The sequence below is a fragment of the Kitasatospora sp. NRRL B-11411 genome (genome assembly GCF_000721345.1).
GTDB lineage: Bacteria > Actinomycetota > Actinomycetes > Streptomycetales > Streptomycetaceae > Kitasatospora > Kitasatospora cineracea.
Genome location: NZ_JOGH01000072.1, coordinates 1 through 12,940, shown reverse-complemented (window position 1 = coordinate 12,940; position 12,940 = coordinate 1). Strand labels below are relative to the sequence as shown.

Annotated in this window: 10 protein-coding genes; 3 read left to right on the top strand and 7 right to left on the bottom strand. The window is 77.4% G+C overall.

The genetic code is table 11. The annotated features are described in order from the left end of the window. Nucleotides 1-13: 13 nt before the first annotated feature. Nucleotides 14-2,050, bottom strand: coding sequence for an FUSC family protein (locus IH44_RS48470; protein ID WP_051817341.1), 2,037 nt, complete (start codon nt 2,048-2,050; stop codon nt 14-16). Nucleotides 2,051-2,299: 249 nt separating this feature from the next. Between IH44_RS48470 and IH44_RS49185 the strand changes: the two genes are divergently transcribed. Then, a complete protein-coding gene (locus IH44_RS49185; protein WP_030462224.1) occupies nt 2,300-5,074 on the top strand; it encodes an AAA family ATPase in 2,775 nt (924 codons plus the stop codon). A 17-nt stretch (nt 5,075-5,091) separates the two neighbouring features. Here IH44_RS49185 and IH44_RS0126385 read toward each other — a convergent pair whose 3' ends face one another. The 3 genes from IH44_RS0126385 to IH44_RS0126375 all read right to left on the bottom strand — a co-directional run bounded on the left by IH44_RS0126385 (nt 5,092) and on the right by IH44_RS0126375 (nt 7,113). Continuing rightward, nucleotides 5,092-5,379: a hypothetical protein gene (locus tag IH44_RS0126385; protein WP_157852466.1), complete on the bottom strand. Its 288-nt coding sequence runs from the start codon at nt 5,377-5,379 to the stop codon at nt 5,092-5,094. Further along, nucleotides 5,376-6,440, bottom strand: a complete 1,065-nt coding sequence (locus tag IH44_RS0126380) for an alpha/beta fold hydrolase (RefSeq protein ID WP_030462222.1) — start codon at nt 6,438-6,440, stop codon at nt 5,376-5,378. The genes IH44_RS0126385 and IH44_RS0126380 overlap by 4 nt, the downstream gene beginning before the upstream one ends. A gap of 67 nt (nt 6,441-6,507) precedes the next feature. After that, the gene (locus IH44_RS0126375) at nt 6,508-7,113 is read right to left on the bottom strand and encodes a VOC family protein (protein WP_030462221.1); all 606 of its coding nucleotides are present in this window, start codon (nt 7,111-7,113) and stop codon (nt 6,508-6,510) included. A 276-nt stretch (nt 7,114-7,389) separates the two neighbouring features. Between IH44_RS0126375 and IH44_RS0126370 the strand changes: the two genes are divergently transcribed. Then, nucleotides 7,390-7,845: an SRPBCC family protein gene (locus IH44_RS0126370; protein ID WP_030462220.1), complete on the top strand. Its 456-nt coding sequence runs from the start codon at nt 7,390-7,392 to the stop codon at nt 7,843-7,845. 87 nt (nt 7,846-7,932) lie between these two features. Here IH44_RS0126370 and IH44_RS43080 read toward each other — a convergent pair whose 3' ends face one another. Both IH44_RS43080 and IH44_RS0126360 read right to left on the bottom strand, forming a co-directional pair. Then, nucleotides 7,933-9,492 carry an RICIN domain-containing protein gene (locus tag IH44_RS43080; protein WP_051817336.1) on the bottom strand — a complete coding sequence of 520 codons (1,560 nt, stop codon included), beginning with the start codon at nt 9,490-9,492 and terminating at the stop codon, nt 7,933-7,935. 342 nt (nt 9,493-9,834) lie between these two features. Then, nucleotides 9,835-11,229: a DHA2 family efflux MFS transporter permease subunit gene (locus tag IH44_RS0126360; RefSeq protein WP_232795092.1), complete on the bottom strand. Its 1,395-nt coding sequence runs from the start codon at nt 11,227-11,229 to the stop codon at nt 9,835-9,837. A gap of 146 nt (nt 11,230-11,375) precedes the next feature. Here IH44_RS0126360 and IH44_RS0126355 point away from each other — a divergent pair, with 146 nt between their 5' ends. Next, nucleotides 11,376-11,897: a MarR family winged helix-turn-helix transcriptional regulator gene (locus IH44_RS0126355; RefSeq protein WP_063759688.1), complete on the top strand. Its 522-nt coding sequence runs from the start codon at nt 11,376-11,378 to the stop codon at nt 11,895-11,897. A gap of 281 nt (nt 11,898-12,178) precedes the next feature. Here IH44_RS0126355 and IH44_RS0126345 read toward each other — a convergent pair. Next, a partial coding sequence (locus IH44_RS0126345) for a DUF5937 family protein (protein WP_030462216.1) occupies nt 12,179-12,940 on the bottom strand: 762 nt, incomplete at its 5' end.

The following is a 12,940-nucleotide window of genomic DNA, read 5'->3' as shown; positions in this document are numbered from 1 at the left end:
GGCACCGCTCCGCTCAGGGCCGGTCCGGCCCGCCGGGGCGGTGCCCGCCGCCGTGCAGCCGCCCCAGCAGCAGGTAGGCGCGCTCCTCCGCGGCGGCCAGCTCCGCCGGGTCGACGCCGGTCTCCCACAGCTCGCCGGCCGCCGCGTCGTCGGCCTCCCGCAACTCGACCACGGCCTGCGCCAGTTCGGTCCGGACGTCGGGCCGGGCCCCGGCGCCGTCGTCCGGGGCCGGCCCGAACCGGTCGGCGGCCAGGGCGCGTTCGGCCCGGCCGGCCGCCGCGGTGCAGGCCGCGAGCGCCCGCTCGACCCGGACGGCGGCCCGGTCGTGCACCACCAGGAGCGCGCACAGCAGGCCGACGGCGATGCCGAGCACGCTGCCCAGCGCCCGGTCCAGCACCAGGTCCTCGGCTGGGGCGGGCGACGCCAGGTCGCTCATCAGCAGGGCCAGCGGCGTGACGAACAGGACGCCCAGCGCGTAGTTGCGCACCACGGCGTACTCCAGCAGGAACTCCAGCAGCACGATCACCGCCACCAGTTGCCCGGGCCCGGGCCCGGCGGCCAGCACGGCGACCGCGACCGCCAGCCCGGCGAGGGTGCCCAGGGTGCGCTGCACCGCCCGGTGGGTGGTGGTGCGCAGGCTGACCGAGTGCAGGACGGCCGCGGCCGTCAGGGCCGCCCAGTAGCCGTGCCCGAAACCCAGCAGCAGGGCCAGCCCGCCCGCGACGCCGGTGCCGAGCGCCATCCGCAGCGCGGGCACGGCGTGGACCGCCGCCCGGTGCCGCCGACTGCCGGGGCCCGCCAGCAGCTCGGCCGTGCGGCGGCCGACGGACCCGGACCGCGACGGGGACCCCGCCCCGTCCCGGCCGGACCCGTCCGGGAGCCTGCCGGCCGGCGCCGCCAGATCGGCCAGCAGCACCGTCGAACGGAGACTCCCGTCGGCCAGCAGCCGGGCCTGGGCGCGCAGCCGCACCGGGCGGTCGGCCGGGGCTGCCTGGTTGGTCGGATATACCGGGGATGCCGGGGATGCCGGGGCCGCCTGGTTGTTCGGATATGCCGGGACTACCGGGGCTGCCGGGGTTACCGAATCCGCTGGCGCCGCGCGGTCGGCTGGAGTTGATGGGTCGTCCGGATGCGCCGGCGCCGCACGGTCGGCCGGGCCGGTCGGGGCTGCCTGGTTGGTCGGATATGCCGGGGCTGCCGAATCCGCCGGCGCCGCACGGTCGGCCGGGCCGGCCGGGGCTGCGGGGTGGCCCGAATCCGCCGGGGCCCCCGGAGTTGGCGGGGTCGCCGGATGCACCGGGGTTGCCGGATGCGCCGGGGCCCCCGGAGTTGGCGGGGTCGCCGAATGCGCCGGGGGTGCCGGGTCAGCGGGCTGGCTGCCCGCCGAGCGGACCAGGAGCGACCAGCACAGGTCGGTCAGTTGCAGGCAGGGGCCGCCGCGGCCGTTCTGGTCGGGTCCGGTCGGTGGGCGGGCCTCCAGCGTGTCGTAGGCCCGCAGTACGGCGCCGGTGGCCCGGTACCGGGCTCGGGAGCGGGCCGGGCCGGGGGCGCGTTCCAGGAGGTCGGCGACCGCGCGGAGGGCGGCTGCGGCGGCCAGGCGCTGGGGGCGGTCGGGGTGCCAGAGGCGACCGGACACCGACAGCGCCCATGCCACGGCGGCGCCGAGCGCGGCGACCGCGGTCTGCGCCGCGACCTGCGGGCCGGTGGGGGCCCCGTTCGCCGCGACCGCGAAGGAGAACAGCAGCAGGACGGCGCCCAGCCCGCTCAGCCGGGCGGCGTCGCAGCCGAACTTGGCCGCCCCGGCGACCAGGGCCGTGGCGGCCACCACGACGGCCGCGCCGCCCCGGCCGCCGTCCGGTCCCACTCGGGCGGCCAGCAGCGACCCGGCGCCGACCGCGGCCGTCATCGCCAGCGCCACCAGGGCCAGCACCCGGACCCGGCGCCGGTAGGGCAGGCCGCGCCCGAACGTCGTGGTGAACGAGCCGAGCATCGCGTACACCGACAGCCGGGGGTGGCCGGCCAGCACCAGCGGCACCGCGGGCAGCGCCATCGCCAGCGCGGCCCGCACCGCGAACAGCAGCGCGCCGTCCGCGCCGCTCAACGCCAGAGCGCCCCGCGGCGACAGGACCCTCGCCGCACCCACCACCGACGAAGGACGTGATCCGCGCACACCCCGCTGTATATCAGGTGATCCGCGCAGGTGGGGACCGGTGCACGGCCGCTGCGGCGGGGGCCGTTCGTAGGATGGGGGCGGCTCCTCCGGGGAGGGGGGCGGACCGGAGGCTGGAGGTCGGACCGCGTGGTGGTGCAACTGCTCGGGCGGGAACGGGAGTCGGCGGTGCTGGACGGCCTGCTGCGGGAGGTCCGGGACGGGCGCAGCGGGGTGCTGGTGCTGCGGGGCGAGGCCGGGGCCGGCAAGTCGGCGCTGCTGGACGAGCTGGCGGGCCGGGCGGGTCGGCTCCGGGTGGTGCGGGCGGCCGGGGTGGAGGCCGAGTCCGAGTTCGCGTACTCGGCGCTGCAACGCCTGTGCGCGCCGCTGCTGGACGGGCCGGGAACGCCTAACGGCCCTGCCGGACTGGGCGGGCTGCCGCCGGTGCAGCGGGAGGCGCTGCGGGTGGCGTTCGGCCTGAGCGCGGGGGCGGCGCCCGAGATGCTGCTGGTCGGGATGGCGGTGCTCGGCCTGTTCGCCGAGGCGGCCGCCGCGGGTCCGCTGGTGTGCCTGGTGGACGACGCCCAGTGGTTGGACCTGATGTCGCAGCGGATCCTGGCGTTCGTCGGCCGCCGGTTGGACCGCGAGTCGGTGCTGCTGGTGTTCGCCGAGCGGACGGTGGACGGGGCGGGCGACGGGGGTTTCGCCGGGCTGCCGGAGCTGCCGCTGCCCGGGCTGGGCGACGCCGAGGCGAGGGCGCTGCTGGAGCGGGCGCTGCCGGGGCCGGTGGACGCCCGGGTGCGGGACCGGATCGTCGGCGAGGCGGGCGGGAACCCGCTGGCGCTGCTGGAGCTGCCCCGGGGCCTGTCGCCCGCGGAGCTGGCGTTCGGGCTCGGCGGGCCGGGGTCCGGTCCGCCGCCCGCCCGGGTGGAGGAGGGGTTCCGCCGCCGGGTCGAGGCGCTGCCGGCCGACAGCCGGGCGCTGCTGCTGGTCGCGGCGCTCGAACCGGTCGGCGACGGGCCGCTGCTGTGGCACGCGCTGCGGCTGCTGGGCGTCGGCCCGGAGGCGGCGGCGCCGGCCGAGGCGGCCGGGCTGATCGTGCTGGGCGCCCCGGTGCGGTTCCGGCACCCGCTGGTGCGCTCGGCGGTGTGGCGGGCCGCGGCTCCGGACGCCCTGCGGGCCGCCCACCGCGCGCTGGCCGGGGCCACCGACGGCGGGCGCGACCCCGACCGGCTGGCCTGGCACCTGGCACACGCCGCGGCCGGGCCGGACGAGCGGGTCGCCGCCGCGCTGGAGGACTCCGCCGACCGGGCGCTGGCCCGCGGCGGCCGGGCGGCCGCAGCCGGTTTCCTGGAGCGGGCCGCCGCGCTCAGCCCCGAGCCGAAGGGGCAGGCCCGGCGGGCGCTGGCGGCCGCGGCGGCCCACCTGTCGGCCGGGTCGACGGCCCGGGTGCCCGATCTGCTGGCCGCCGCCGAGCTGGGGCCGCTGGACCTGCTCCAGCAGGCGCACGTCCACCGGCTGCGGGCCCGGGCCGCGGCGCTGACCGGCCGGGGGGCGGCGGCGGTGCGGCCGCTGCTGGACGCGGTGCGGCAGCTCGACGGGCTGGATCCGGCCGCCGCCCGGGAGACCTGCCTGACCGCGTTCGGCACCGCGGTCCGGGCCGGCCGGTCCGACCCGGAGGCGCTGCGGCTGGTCGCCGCGGCCGCCGCCGCGCTGCCGCCCGGCGAGGAGCCGGCCGGGATGCTGCTGCGGGCGCTGGCCGGGTGGAGCACGGACGGGCCGGCCGCCGCGCAGCCGCTGCTGGCGCGGGCGCTGGCCGCGCGCCCGGAGGTCGAGGACCCGGCGCTGCTGGGGGCGGTGGTGGACGCCGCCGCCGAACTGGGCGATCTCGGGGCCTGGTTGGACGTCACCGACCGGGCGGTGCGCTCGGCCCGGGCGACGGGCGCGCTGTCGACCCTGGCGGCGGCGCTGCCGCACCGGGCGGCCGCGCTGGGCTTCGCAGGGCGTTTCGCCGAGGCGCGGGCGCTGCTGGCCGGTGCGGCGGCCGCCGGGGGCGGGGCGGACGGGGCCGGTGACGCGGACCGGGCGGCGGTGTCCGTGCTGCTCGACGCGTACCAGGGGCGGGAGCGGCCGGTCCTGGCCACCGCCGAGCGGTTCTCGGCGGCGGCGTCGTCGTCGGCCGGGGAGCACGGGCCGGGCGGGGCGGGCGGGCCGGGGCGGCTCGTGGCGGTGGCGGCGCTGGCGCGGGCGGTGCTGCACAACGGGCAGGGTGCCTACGCGGCGGCCTTGGAGGCGGCGGTGGAGGGGGCCGCGTACCGGGATCTCGCCCTGTACCACTGGACCTGCGGCGAGTTGGTCGAGGCGGCGGTCCGGGCGGGGCGGCCGGAGTCGGCGGCGCGGGCGCGGGAGGAGCTGGCCGACTGGGCCCGGGCGGGCACGCCCTGGGCGCTGGGGGCGGGGGCGCTGGCGGAGGCGCTGGCCGGGGAGCCGGAGCGGGCCGAGGAGCGTTACCGCGAGGCGGTCGACCGGTTCGTCCGGGGCGGGTTGGGCGGGTTGGAGGCCCGGGCCCGGCTGCTGTTCGGCGAGTGGCTGCGCCGGCAGAACCGGCGGGCCCGGGCGCGCGAGGAGTTGCGCGCCGCGCACGGGGCGGCCGTGGCGACGGGGATGGCGGCGTTCGCGGAGCGGGCCCGGCGGGAGCTGCTGGCCACCGGCGAGACGGTGCGCCGGCCGGAGGCGGGCGAGTCCGTGCTGACGCCGCAGGAGGCCCGGATCGCCCGGCTCGCGGCCGACGGGCAGCCGAACGCGGAGATCGGTGCGCAGCTGTTCCTCAGCCCGCGCACGGTGGAGTGGCACCTGCGCAAGGTGTTCACCAAGCTGGGCGTCGCCTCCCGCCGCGAGCTCGACGGCGCCCTGTCCGGTGGGTGACGGGCGGCGCGGCGGGTTCAGAGGCCGAGGTCCGCGGCCAGGCAGGAGAAGCGGGCCGCCCGGCTGTCGGGGTCGTCGGCGGGGGCGGTCCGGTGGGGTGGCGGGACCGGGCGTTCCCCGACCAGGTCGGCGGGGGCGGGCCGTTCGGGGAGGGTGCCGAACCGGGCGCGCCGGGCGGCGGCGGCCGCCTGCGCGTCGGCGTCCGGGCCGCTCACCGTCCCCGCGTTCACCGTCCCGCCGCCCTGCACCCCGCCGCCCCGCGTCCCGTCGTTCCCCGGCCCGTCGTTCCCCGTCCCGGCGCTCACCGTCCCGCCGCCAGGTGTTCGGCGTCCAGCACGGCCCGGGCGAAGGCGGCCGGGGCCTCCTGCGGGGCGTTGTGGCCGGTGTCGGCGAGGACGCGGTGCTCGTAGGGGCCGGTGAAGAACTTCCGGTAGGCGGCGCCGTCGGTGGCGGGCAGGAACGGGTCGAGGGCCGGGTCGAGGGTGATGGTCGGCACGGTGACCGGCGGGCGGGCGGCGAGGAGTTGCTCGTAGCGGTCGTAGCGGCGTTCGCCGTCGGCCAGGCCCAGCCGCCAGCGGTAGTTGTGGACCACGATGGCGGCGTAGTCGGGGTTCTCGAAGGCGGCGGCGGTGCGTTCGAAGGTGGCGTCGTCGAAGTCCCAGGTGGGGGACGCCTCCTCCCAGACCAGCCGGGCCAGGTCGTGCCGGTTCTGCCGGGTCTCCATGGCGGTCCGGCCGCGGTCGGTGGCGAAGTAGTACTGGTACCACCAGGTGCGTTCGGCCTTCGGGGGCAGCGGGTCGCGCTGGGAGGGGACGTTGGTGACCAGGTAGCCGCTCACCGGCACCAGGGCCCTGACCCGTTCCGGCCGGAGCGCGGCGACGACGGTGGCGGTCCGCGAGCCCCAGTCGAAGCCGGCCAGTGTGGCCCGGTGGATCCCCAGGGCGTCCATCAGGGCGATGACGTCGAGCGCGACCGCGGACTGCTGGGCGTTGCGGGGCGTGGTCGGCGAGAGGAAGGCGGTGCTGCCGTGGCCGCGCAGGTACGGCACGATCACCCGGTGGCCGGCGTCCGCGAGCAGCGGCGCCACATCGGCGAAGCTGTGGATGTCGTACGGCCAGCCGTGCAGGCAGATCACCGCCGGCCCGTGCGCCGGGCCGGTCTCCGCGTAGCCGATGTCGAGCACGCCGGCCCGGACCTGCCGCAGGTCGGTGAACCCGGTGCGGGTGCCGGGGGCGGTGTCCGGGGCCGCCTGGACGAACCGGGTGGCGGGGGTGGCGGCGGTGCGGGCGGTCGCCGCCGGGGCGAGGGCCGGGAGGGTGCCGAGGCCGAGGCCGACCGCGGTGGTGAAGGTGCGCCTGCTGATCATGTCCGGTTCCTTTCCGGGGGCGCGCGGCGCCCCGTGGCGGGTGGCGGGGAGGGGAGGTGACGGGGGGTCAGTCGGCGAGGCCGGCCGCGCGGGCCAGGTGGGCGGCGTACCAGGCGGGCCAGTCCGGGTCGGGGTGGCCGAGTTCGGCCTCGTACCGGCCGTGGGCGGCCGCGGTGTCGCGCAGGGCCGCCTCGAGGGCGGCGGCGGAGCGGTACACCGCCCGGTCGGTCCGTCCGGGGAGGCGTTCGGTGACCTCCTGCAGGACGAAGGTGTTGCCGTCGGGGTCGGTGAAGGACGCGAACGAGCCGTACGACCGGCGGGCCGGGTGCGGGCCGGCGAGCCGTTCGGCGGTGGCGGCGTGGTGGAAGACGCCGCCGGCGTCGTGGAAGACCTCGCTGACCTCGACCCCGGCGGCGGCGAGTTCGGCGCGGGCCGCGACGACGTCGTCCACGACCAGGTGCACGCCGTGCTCGGAGCCCGGCGCCGCGGCGGTGACGCCGCTGCCGACGATCAGCGAGGCGGCCGAGCCGGGCGGGGTCAGGTGCACCACCCGGAAGCCGTCGGGGCCGCTGTGGTCGACGTCCGTACGGAAGCCGATCCGGGTCCAGAAGTCCTTGGCCCGGTCCACGTCCGACACCGGGACCACCACGACCTCGATCTTGAACTCCACCATCGTCGGCTCCTCCGCTGCGCTCCGGGACGCCGGTCGGCGTCGCACCGACCACGATCCCCGGACCGCCGCCCGGCCGAGCCGGTGGCGGACCCTGGTCCCCCGGGGCCAGGGACGCGGGCCCGGGGGCCCGGTGCCTGGCCCGGGGGTGCGGGCCACTGCCTGGCCCGGGGCACGGGTCGTCCCGGGCCAGGGTCCGCCACCGGCTCGGCGGGGTGCGGTCGCCGGGGAGGCTGGGGCCCGTTCGACCGACCGATCCGAGCAGCGCAGGAGCGACCCATGGCAACCATCCACTTCACCGAGCGGACGTCGGCCACCCCGGAGCAGTTCGTGGCGTGCCTGACCGATTTCGGCCCGGGCCGCCGGGGGTTGTTCCCGAACAGCGCCGACGAGTCGCTGCGGGTCCACGCGGAGGGCCCCGGCCGCGCCGACGTCACCGAGGGTTCGGGCGGCGTCTGGGAGCGGCTGCACTACGACTGGTCCGACCCGCACCGGGTGGTGATGACCACGGTCGACTCCAACGTCTGGGGCGGCGCCTCGGGGCACACCTACACCTTCACGCCGCTGCCCGACGGGACGACCCGGCTGGACGTCGTGGTGGTCCGCGAGGGCAAGAACCTCAGGGGCCGGGTCACCGGCCTGCTGCTGGGCGGCGTCGGCAAGGGCCTGCTGGGGGGCGCGCTGCGGAAGACCGTCGCGGCGGTGGAGGCCCGCCACGGGCTGTCCCGCCCGTGACCCGGCCGCGCGGCGACGCGCGTGGGCCCCGGGACCGGACGGTGGGTCCGGTCCCGGGGCCCGGGCGGGTCGTTGTGGGGGGCGGGGTCAGGAGATGGAGAAGACCGACGCCCAGTTCTGGCTGGCCGAGCTGGCCGAGGCGGTGTTGGCGGTGACGGCCTGGCCCGCGGTCGCGTTGCCGTCCAGGGCGAAGCCGGTGGCCGGGTTGCTCAGGGTGTAGGTGCCGGAGGAGTTCTGGGTCACCTGCCACTTCTGGTTGGCGGCGCCGAGGTTGACGGCGGTGAGGGAGATCTGGCCGCCCGCGGTGGTGGGGGCGGTGAGGTAGAGCGGGATCGGGCAGCTGTCGTAGACCCGGACGGTGCCGTCGCCGTTGGCGGTGAACTTCCAGCGCTGCGAGGCCCGGGTGGTGTCCAGGGCGGCGAACTCGGCCACCGAGGGGATGCTGCCGCTGCAGGTGCCGCCGCGCTGGAGGGCGACGCCGCCGCCGTTGCTGAGGGCGTGGTAGGCGTTGTCGCCGACCACGGTGGGGCCGTAGTTGATGGCGTTGGCGTCCAGGGCGGTCAGTGCGGTGCCGGTGGTGGACAGCGGCGGGACGGCGGTCGGGCGGACGTTCTTGAACCAGTCGGCGAAGGTGGCGGGCGTGTGGGAGGCGAGGGTGGCGACGGTGCGGTCCCAGCTGCCGTCGACCTGGTTCCAGAGCCGGAGCAGCGCGCCGTCCACGTTGCCCTGCACCCGGTCGCCGGTCTGCCAGCCCGCGGCGGGGGTGAACGGGTAGGAGGAGCCGTCCGACCACACGTAGCGCTGGTCGCCGAGCAGGTAGGCGGCTGCGGAGTCGGCGAAGCCCTCGGTCCAGGCGCAGGTGGCGGAGGAGACCGCCTGGATGTAGTGCGGGCTGCAGTTGGTGATGGTGGGGAAGGTGCTGTTGTACAGCCGGTTCTGGAAGAAGTGGCCCGATTCGTGGAGCACGGTGTGTTCGGAGTCCGGGTCGGCGTCGGCCAGGTGCACGGTGTTGGACAGGTCGTACCAGGGGCCGTCGGTGGAGCCGGACTGCCAGCGGACGGTGAGGGTGGTGCAGGTCGCGGCGTTGGCCTCGGCGGCGGTCCAGCACGGGGTGGTGGAGTTGGCCCGGTGCGACCAGAGCAGGTTGACGGTGTCGAAGGCGTGCCAGGCGCGGGCGGCGGTGGCGGGTTTGACGGTGCCGAGGGCGAGGCTGGTGGATATGTTGCTCTGGGTGGGCGTGTCGTAGGTGTAGACCGTGCCGGTGGCGTCGGCGACCCGCCACACCTGGTTGCTGCGGGTGGCGAAGCGCACGAACAGGTGGTCCATCGCGGTGGTGCCGACCGGGGTGTAGCAGAGGTTGAACGAGCCGTCGGCCGCGCCGGTGAGCTGGGTGTCGGTGTTGAGCTTGTGGTCGGTGTCGGTCGGCCTCTCCCGGCCCCAGAGTTCGACCGAGGCGTTGCGGGCGGCCCGGGTCAGGGTCGGCTTGGCGGTGCCCGCCTCGGCGGACTGGTAGTCGAACTGGAGGTTCCCGCTCAGGCAGATCGGCTGGGCGGCGGAGGCGACGCCCGCGGAGAGCGGGACGAGGGCGCCCGCGGCGAGCGCCGCCGGCACCAGCAGGCGGAGCAGGGTGGTGGACCGGTGTGACATGGACGTCCTTCCGGGAGGTGCCCGGTCCCGCCGGTCGGCGGACCTGGCTCAGAGCGGCCGGGCGGGCCCCGGCCGGGCCCCGGCGCACCGTTTTCTGACGGTCCGTCAGGGGCGTGAGCCATCGTCGGTTCGGCGCGCGGCGCCCGCCAGGGGCGCACGGAATCACCGCCGCCGCTTGTGGGGTTCCGGTGTGTGCCCCGCGCGTCGGCGACGGCCGTGCGCCCCCGGCGGACGCCCCGGGGCACCCCCGGCGACCGGCCGCCGGGGCGGGCTGCGCCACTCGTCGGAGCGCAGTGGGGCGCAGCGGGCGCAGCCCGTGGCGCGGCGGGCCCGGGCGGCCGGTCAGCCGATCCGCTGGCGGGGGCGGTCGGCGTCGGAGCGGCGGGCGGAGCGGCGGGCGGTGCGGGCGGGACCGTCGGGCACGGTGAAGGCGAAGAGCGCGGCGGCGAGGGCGACGGCGGCCAGGACGTAGTAGCTGAGCTGGTAGGCGGCCAGGGGCGGGTGGACGCGTTCCTGGCCGGTGGCGCCGAACACCAGCACCGAGGTGACGACGGCGGGGGCGAGGGCGCTGCCGGTCTGCCGGACCACGGTGTTGAGGGTGGCGGCGTGGGCGACGTCCGGGCGGGCGACGGTGCTGAACGAGGCGATGGTGGTCGGGATGAAGACCCCGCCCATGGCCAGGCCGAGCAGGAACATGTAGCAGCGGAAGGTCCACAGGCCGGTGTCGGGGCCGGCGGTGGCGAACAGCACCATCACGGCGGCGACGCCCAGCAGGCCGGTGCCGATGATCAGGCGCGGTCCGACCCGGTGGTAGACCGCGCCGACCAGCTGCATCGTCACCAGGACGCCGAACGCCTCGGTGAAGGTGGTGCTGCCGCTCTCCAGCGCGCTGCCGCCGCGGGCCTCCTGGATGAAGATCGGGCCGAGGAACATCGCGCCCATCATCGGGACGTAGCCGACCAGGCTGATCAGGTTGGTGTCGCGGAACAGCCGGTCGCGGAACAGGCGCAGGCGCAGGATCGGTTCGGGCGTGCGGAGTTGGTGCCGGACGGCGACCGCGAGCAGCACGGCGCCGGCGGTCAGGGCGCCGAGCACCGGCGGCCCCGTCCAGCCGAGGTCCGGGCCCGCGCAGACGCCGTACATCAGGGCGGCGGTGCCCGCGCCGCACAGCAGCAGGCCGGGCAGGTCGAGGCGGCCGGCGGCGTGGTCGCGGTGCTCGGCCAGGAAGAGGGCGCCGAACAGCACCGCCGCCGCGCCGAAGGGCACGTTGACGTAGAACACCCAGCGCCAGGACAGGCCGGTGACCAGCAGGCCGCCGAGCAGCGGGGCGATCGCGGGGGCGATCTGCTGCGGGATGACCATCAGCCGGGACAGCCGGACCTGTTCGGCCTGGCTGAAGGTGCGGAAGAGCAGGGCCTGCGAGGTCGGCATGAGCAGGCCGGCGGCCAGGCCCTGCAGGGCGCGGGCGCCGACCAGGGCGGTCAGGTCCGGGGCGGCGCCGCACAGGCCGCTGGCGGCGGTGAAGGCGGACAGTGACAGCAGCATCAGGCGGCGGCCGCCGTAGCGTTCCACCAGCCAGGCGGAGGCGGGGATCATCATGCCCAGGCAGACCGGGTAGACCACGACGACGCCGGTGAGGGCGGCCGGGGTCAGGTCGAACTGCCGGGCGATGCTGGGGAGGGCGACGGTGGTGATCGCACCGTCGACGATGCAGATGAAGGTGGTCAGGACAGCCATGATGGGCACGACACGGCGCTGGCCCAGGCGGGTGCTCATAGAAGCTGAGCATACTCAGTATGAGTATGCTCAGAAAGTCTGTTTCGGCCCGGCGCGGACGACCGGATCCCACCCGGGATCCCGCAACAGGATGGGGAAGGCACGGCATGGCAGAGGAAGCGGCGTCGCGGCAGCGGTTCGGCAGCAGCGACGTCCTGATCGACGAACTCTTCGACACCACCCACCGGGTGCGCACCTTCGTGGACGGCCGGCTGCGCGAGCACGGCGCCTCGGTCGCCCGGCTGCGCACCCTGCGCGTCCTCGCCCTCGCGGACGGCCCGCTGCGGATGCGCGACCTCGCCGAGCACGTGGGCAACGCCCCCCGCACCACCACCACGATCGTCGACAGCCTAGAACGCGACGGCCTGCTCGAACGCGTCCGGCACCCCACCGACCGGCGCGCCTTCCTGCTGACCCTCACCCCGGAGGGCGAGCGGTGCCACCGCGAGGCCGAGGAGCTGGACCGGGCCGCGCTCGCCGTCGCGACCGGCGCGCTCGGCGCCGCCGAGCGCGAGCAGCTGCGCGTGCTGCTCGGGCGGATCCGGAGCGCGGTCGCCGACGGCAGCGGCGGCGGCAGCAGCAATGGCGGCGACGGCGGTAGCGACGGCGGTGATGACACCGACGGGTGAAAGTCCGCCCGCCGGGGTCAGGTTGACGGCCCTTCGCGCCGAAAGGGTTCGTGAACAGAAGGAGGGGGTCGTCGTGCGCTACGTCCTGCTGGGCCTCGTGCTGGCCTGCCCGGTGACGGCACTGGCCGTCTTCCTCGCGGCGGCCCGGGCGGGCTCCCGCAGCGAGCAGGAGGGGGAGGACGGCCCCGGCTGAGCCGGCGTCGCCGGGCGGGGCGGTAGCGTTCCGGCCGGCGCCGGGGCGGCCCGTCGGGCGCCGCGGGCGTGCCGGCCGGCGCCGGGCCTCAGCGGCCCGCGTCGAGCACCGCTTCCGCGACGGCGGTGCGGGCGTACAGGACGCTGCGGCCGGTGCGGTGGGCGGTGACGAAGCCCGCGTCGCGCAGGGCGGTGAGGTTCTGCGAGACGTGGGCCGGGGACAGGCCGGTGCGGTGGGCGAGTTCGGTGGTGGTGACGGGGGTGTCGAGTTCGGCCAGCAGCAGGGCGCGGGCGCGGCCCAGGACGGCGGCGGTGGCGGCGGCGGTGCGGCCGCGGGGCTGCCACAGGTCGCCGACGGCGCGGGCCCGGTAGGCGAGTTGGGGCGGGTCCGGCGGGGCGATCCGGGTGGACAGGCCGGGCCCCTTGAAGGCGGTGGGGACCAGCAGCAGCCCGGTGCCCGGGGTGTGGCCGGCCAGGGTCCGGGCCCGGCGGGCCAGGTGCAGCGTGCGGCCGTCCCAACTGATCTGGGGGTGCAGGGTGTTGAGGGTGCGGCCGGTGCCGTGCCGGGCGAGCTGCCGGGTGCGGTGGAAGATGTCGGCGTCCAGCAGGGCGCGGATGCGCGGCCAGTACGGGGCGAGGGCCGATTCCCAGTAGGCGCGGATCTCCTGGGCGAGGCGGGGCAGCGCGGCGGGCGGGTCGGCGTGCAGGGCGCGGGCCCGGGGGCCGGGCGGGCCCTGGTGGCGGCGGAGGTGGTCGAGGTCGGCGCGGACCCGGTCGGCGGGGGCGGCGGTGAGCGCGGCGAGTTCCTGCTCCAGGGTCGGGGCCGGGGTGGCGGGGGCGGGGGGGAGGAA

What these genes read in the sequence shown, in the direction of transcription:
- IH44_RS48470 (WP_051817341.1), bottom strand. Translation starts at nt 2,050, where the DNA reads ATGGCGCTGCCCGCGGTGCCGCTGGTGCTGGCCGGCCACCCCCGGCTG.
- IH44_RS0126380 (WP_030462222.1), bottom strand. Translation starts at nt 6,440, where the DNA reads ATGATCAGCAGGCGCACCTTCACCACCGCGGTCGGCCTCGGCCTCGGC.
- IH44_RS0126375 (WP_030462221.1), bottom strand. Translation starts at nt 7,113, where the DNA reads ATGGTGGAGTTCAAGATCGAGGTCGTGGTGGTCCCGGTGTCGGACGTG.
- IH44_RS0126370 (WP_030462220.1), top strand. Translation starts at nt 7,390, where the DNA reads ATGGCAACCATCCACTTCACCGAGCGGACGTCGGCCACCCCGGAGCAG.
- IH44_RS43080 (WP_051817336.1), bottom strand. Translation starts at nt 9,492, where the DNA reads ATGTCACACCGGTCCACCACCCTGCTCCGCCTGCTGGTGCCGGCGGCG.
- IH44_RS0126360 (WP_232795092.1), bottom strand. Translation starts at nt 11,229, where the DNA reads ATGGCTGTCCTGACCACCTTCATCTGCATCGTCGACGGTGCGATCACC.
- IH44_RS0126355 (WP_063759688.1), top strand. Translation starts at nt 11,376, where the DNA reads ATGGCAGAGGAAGCGGCGTCGCGGCAGCGGTTCGGCAGCAGCGACGTC.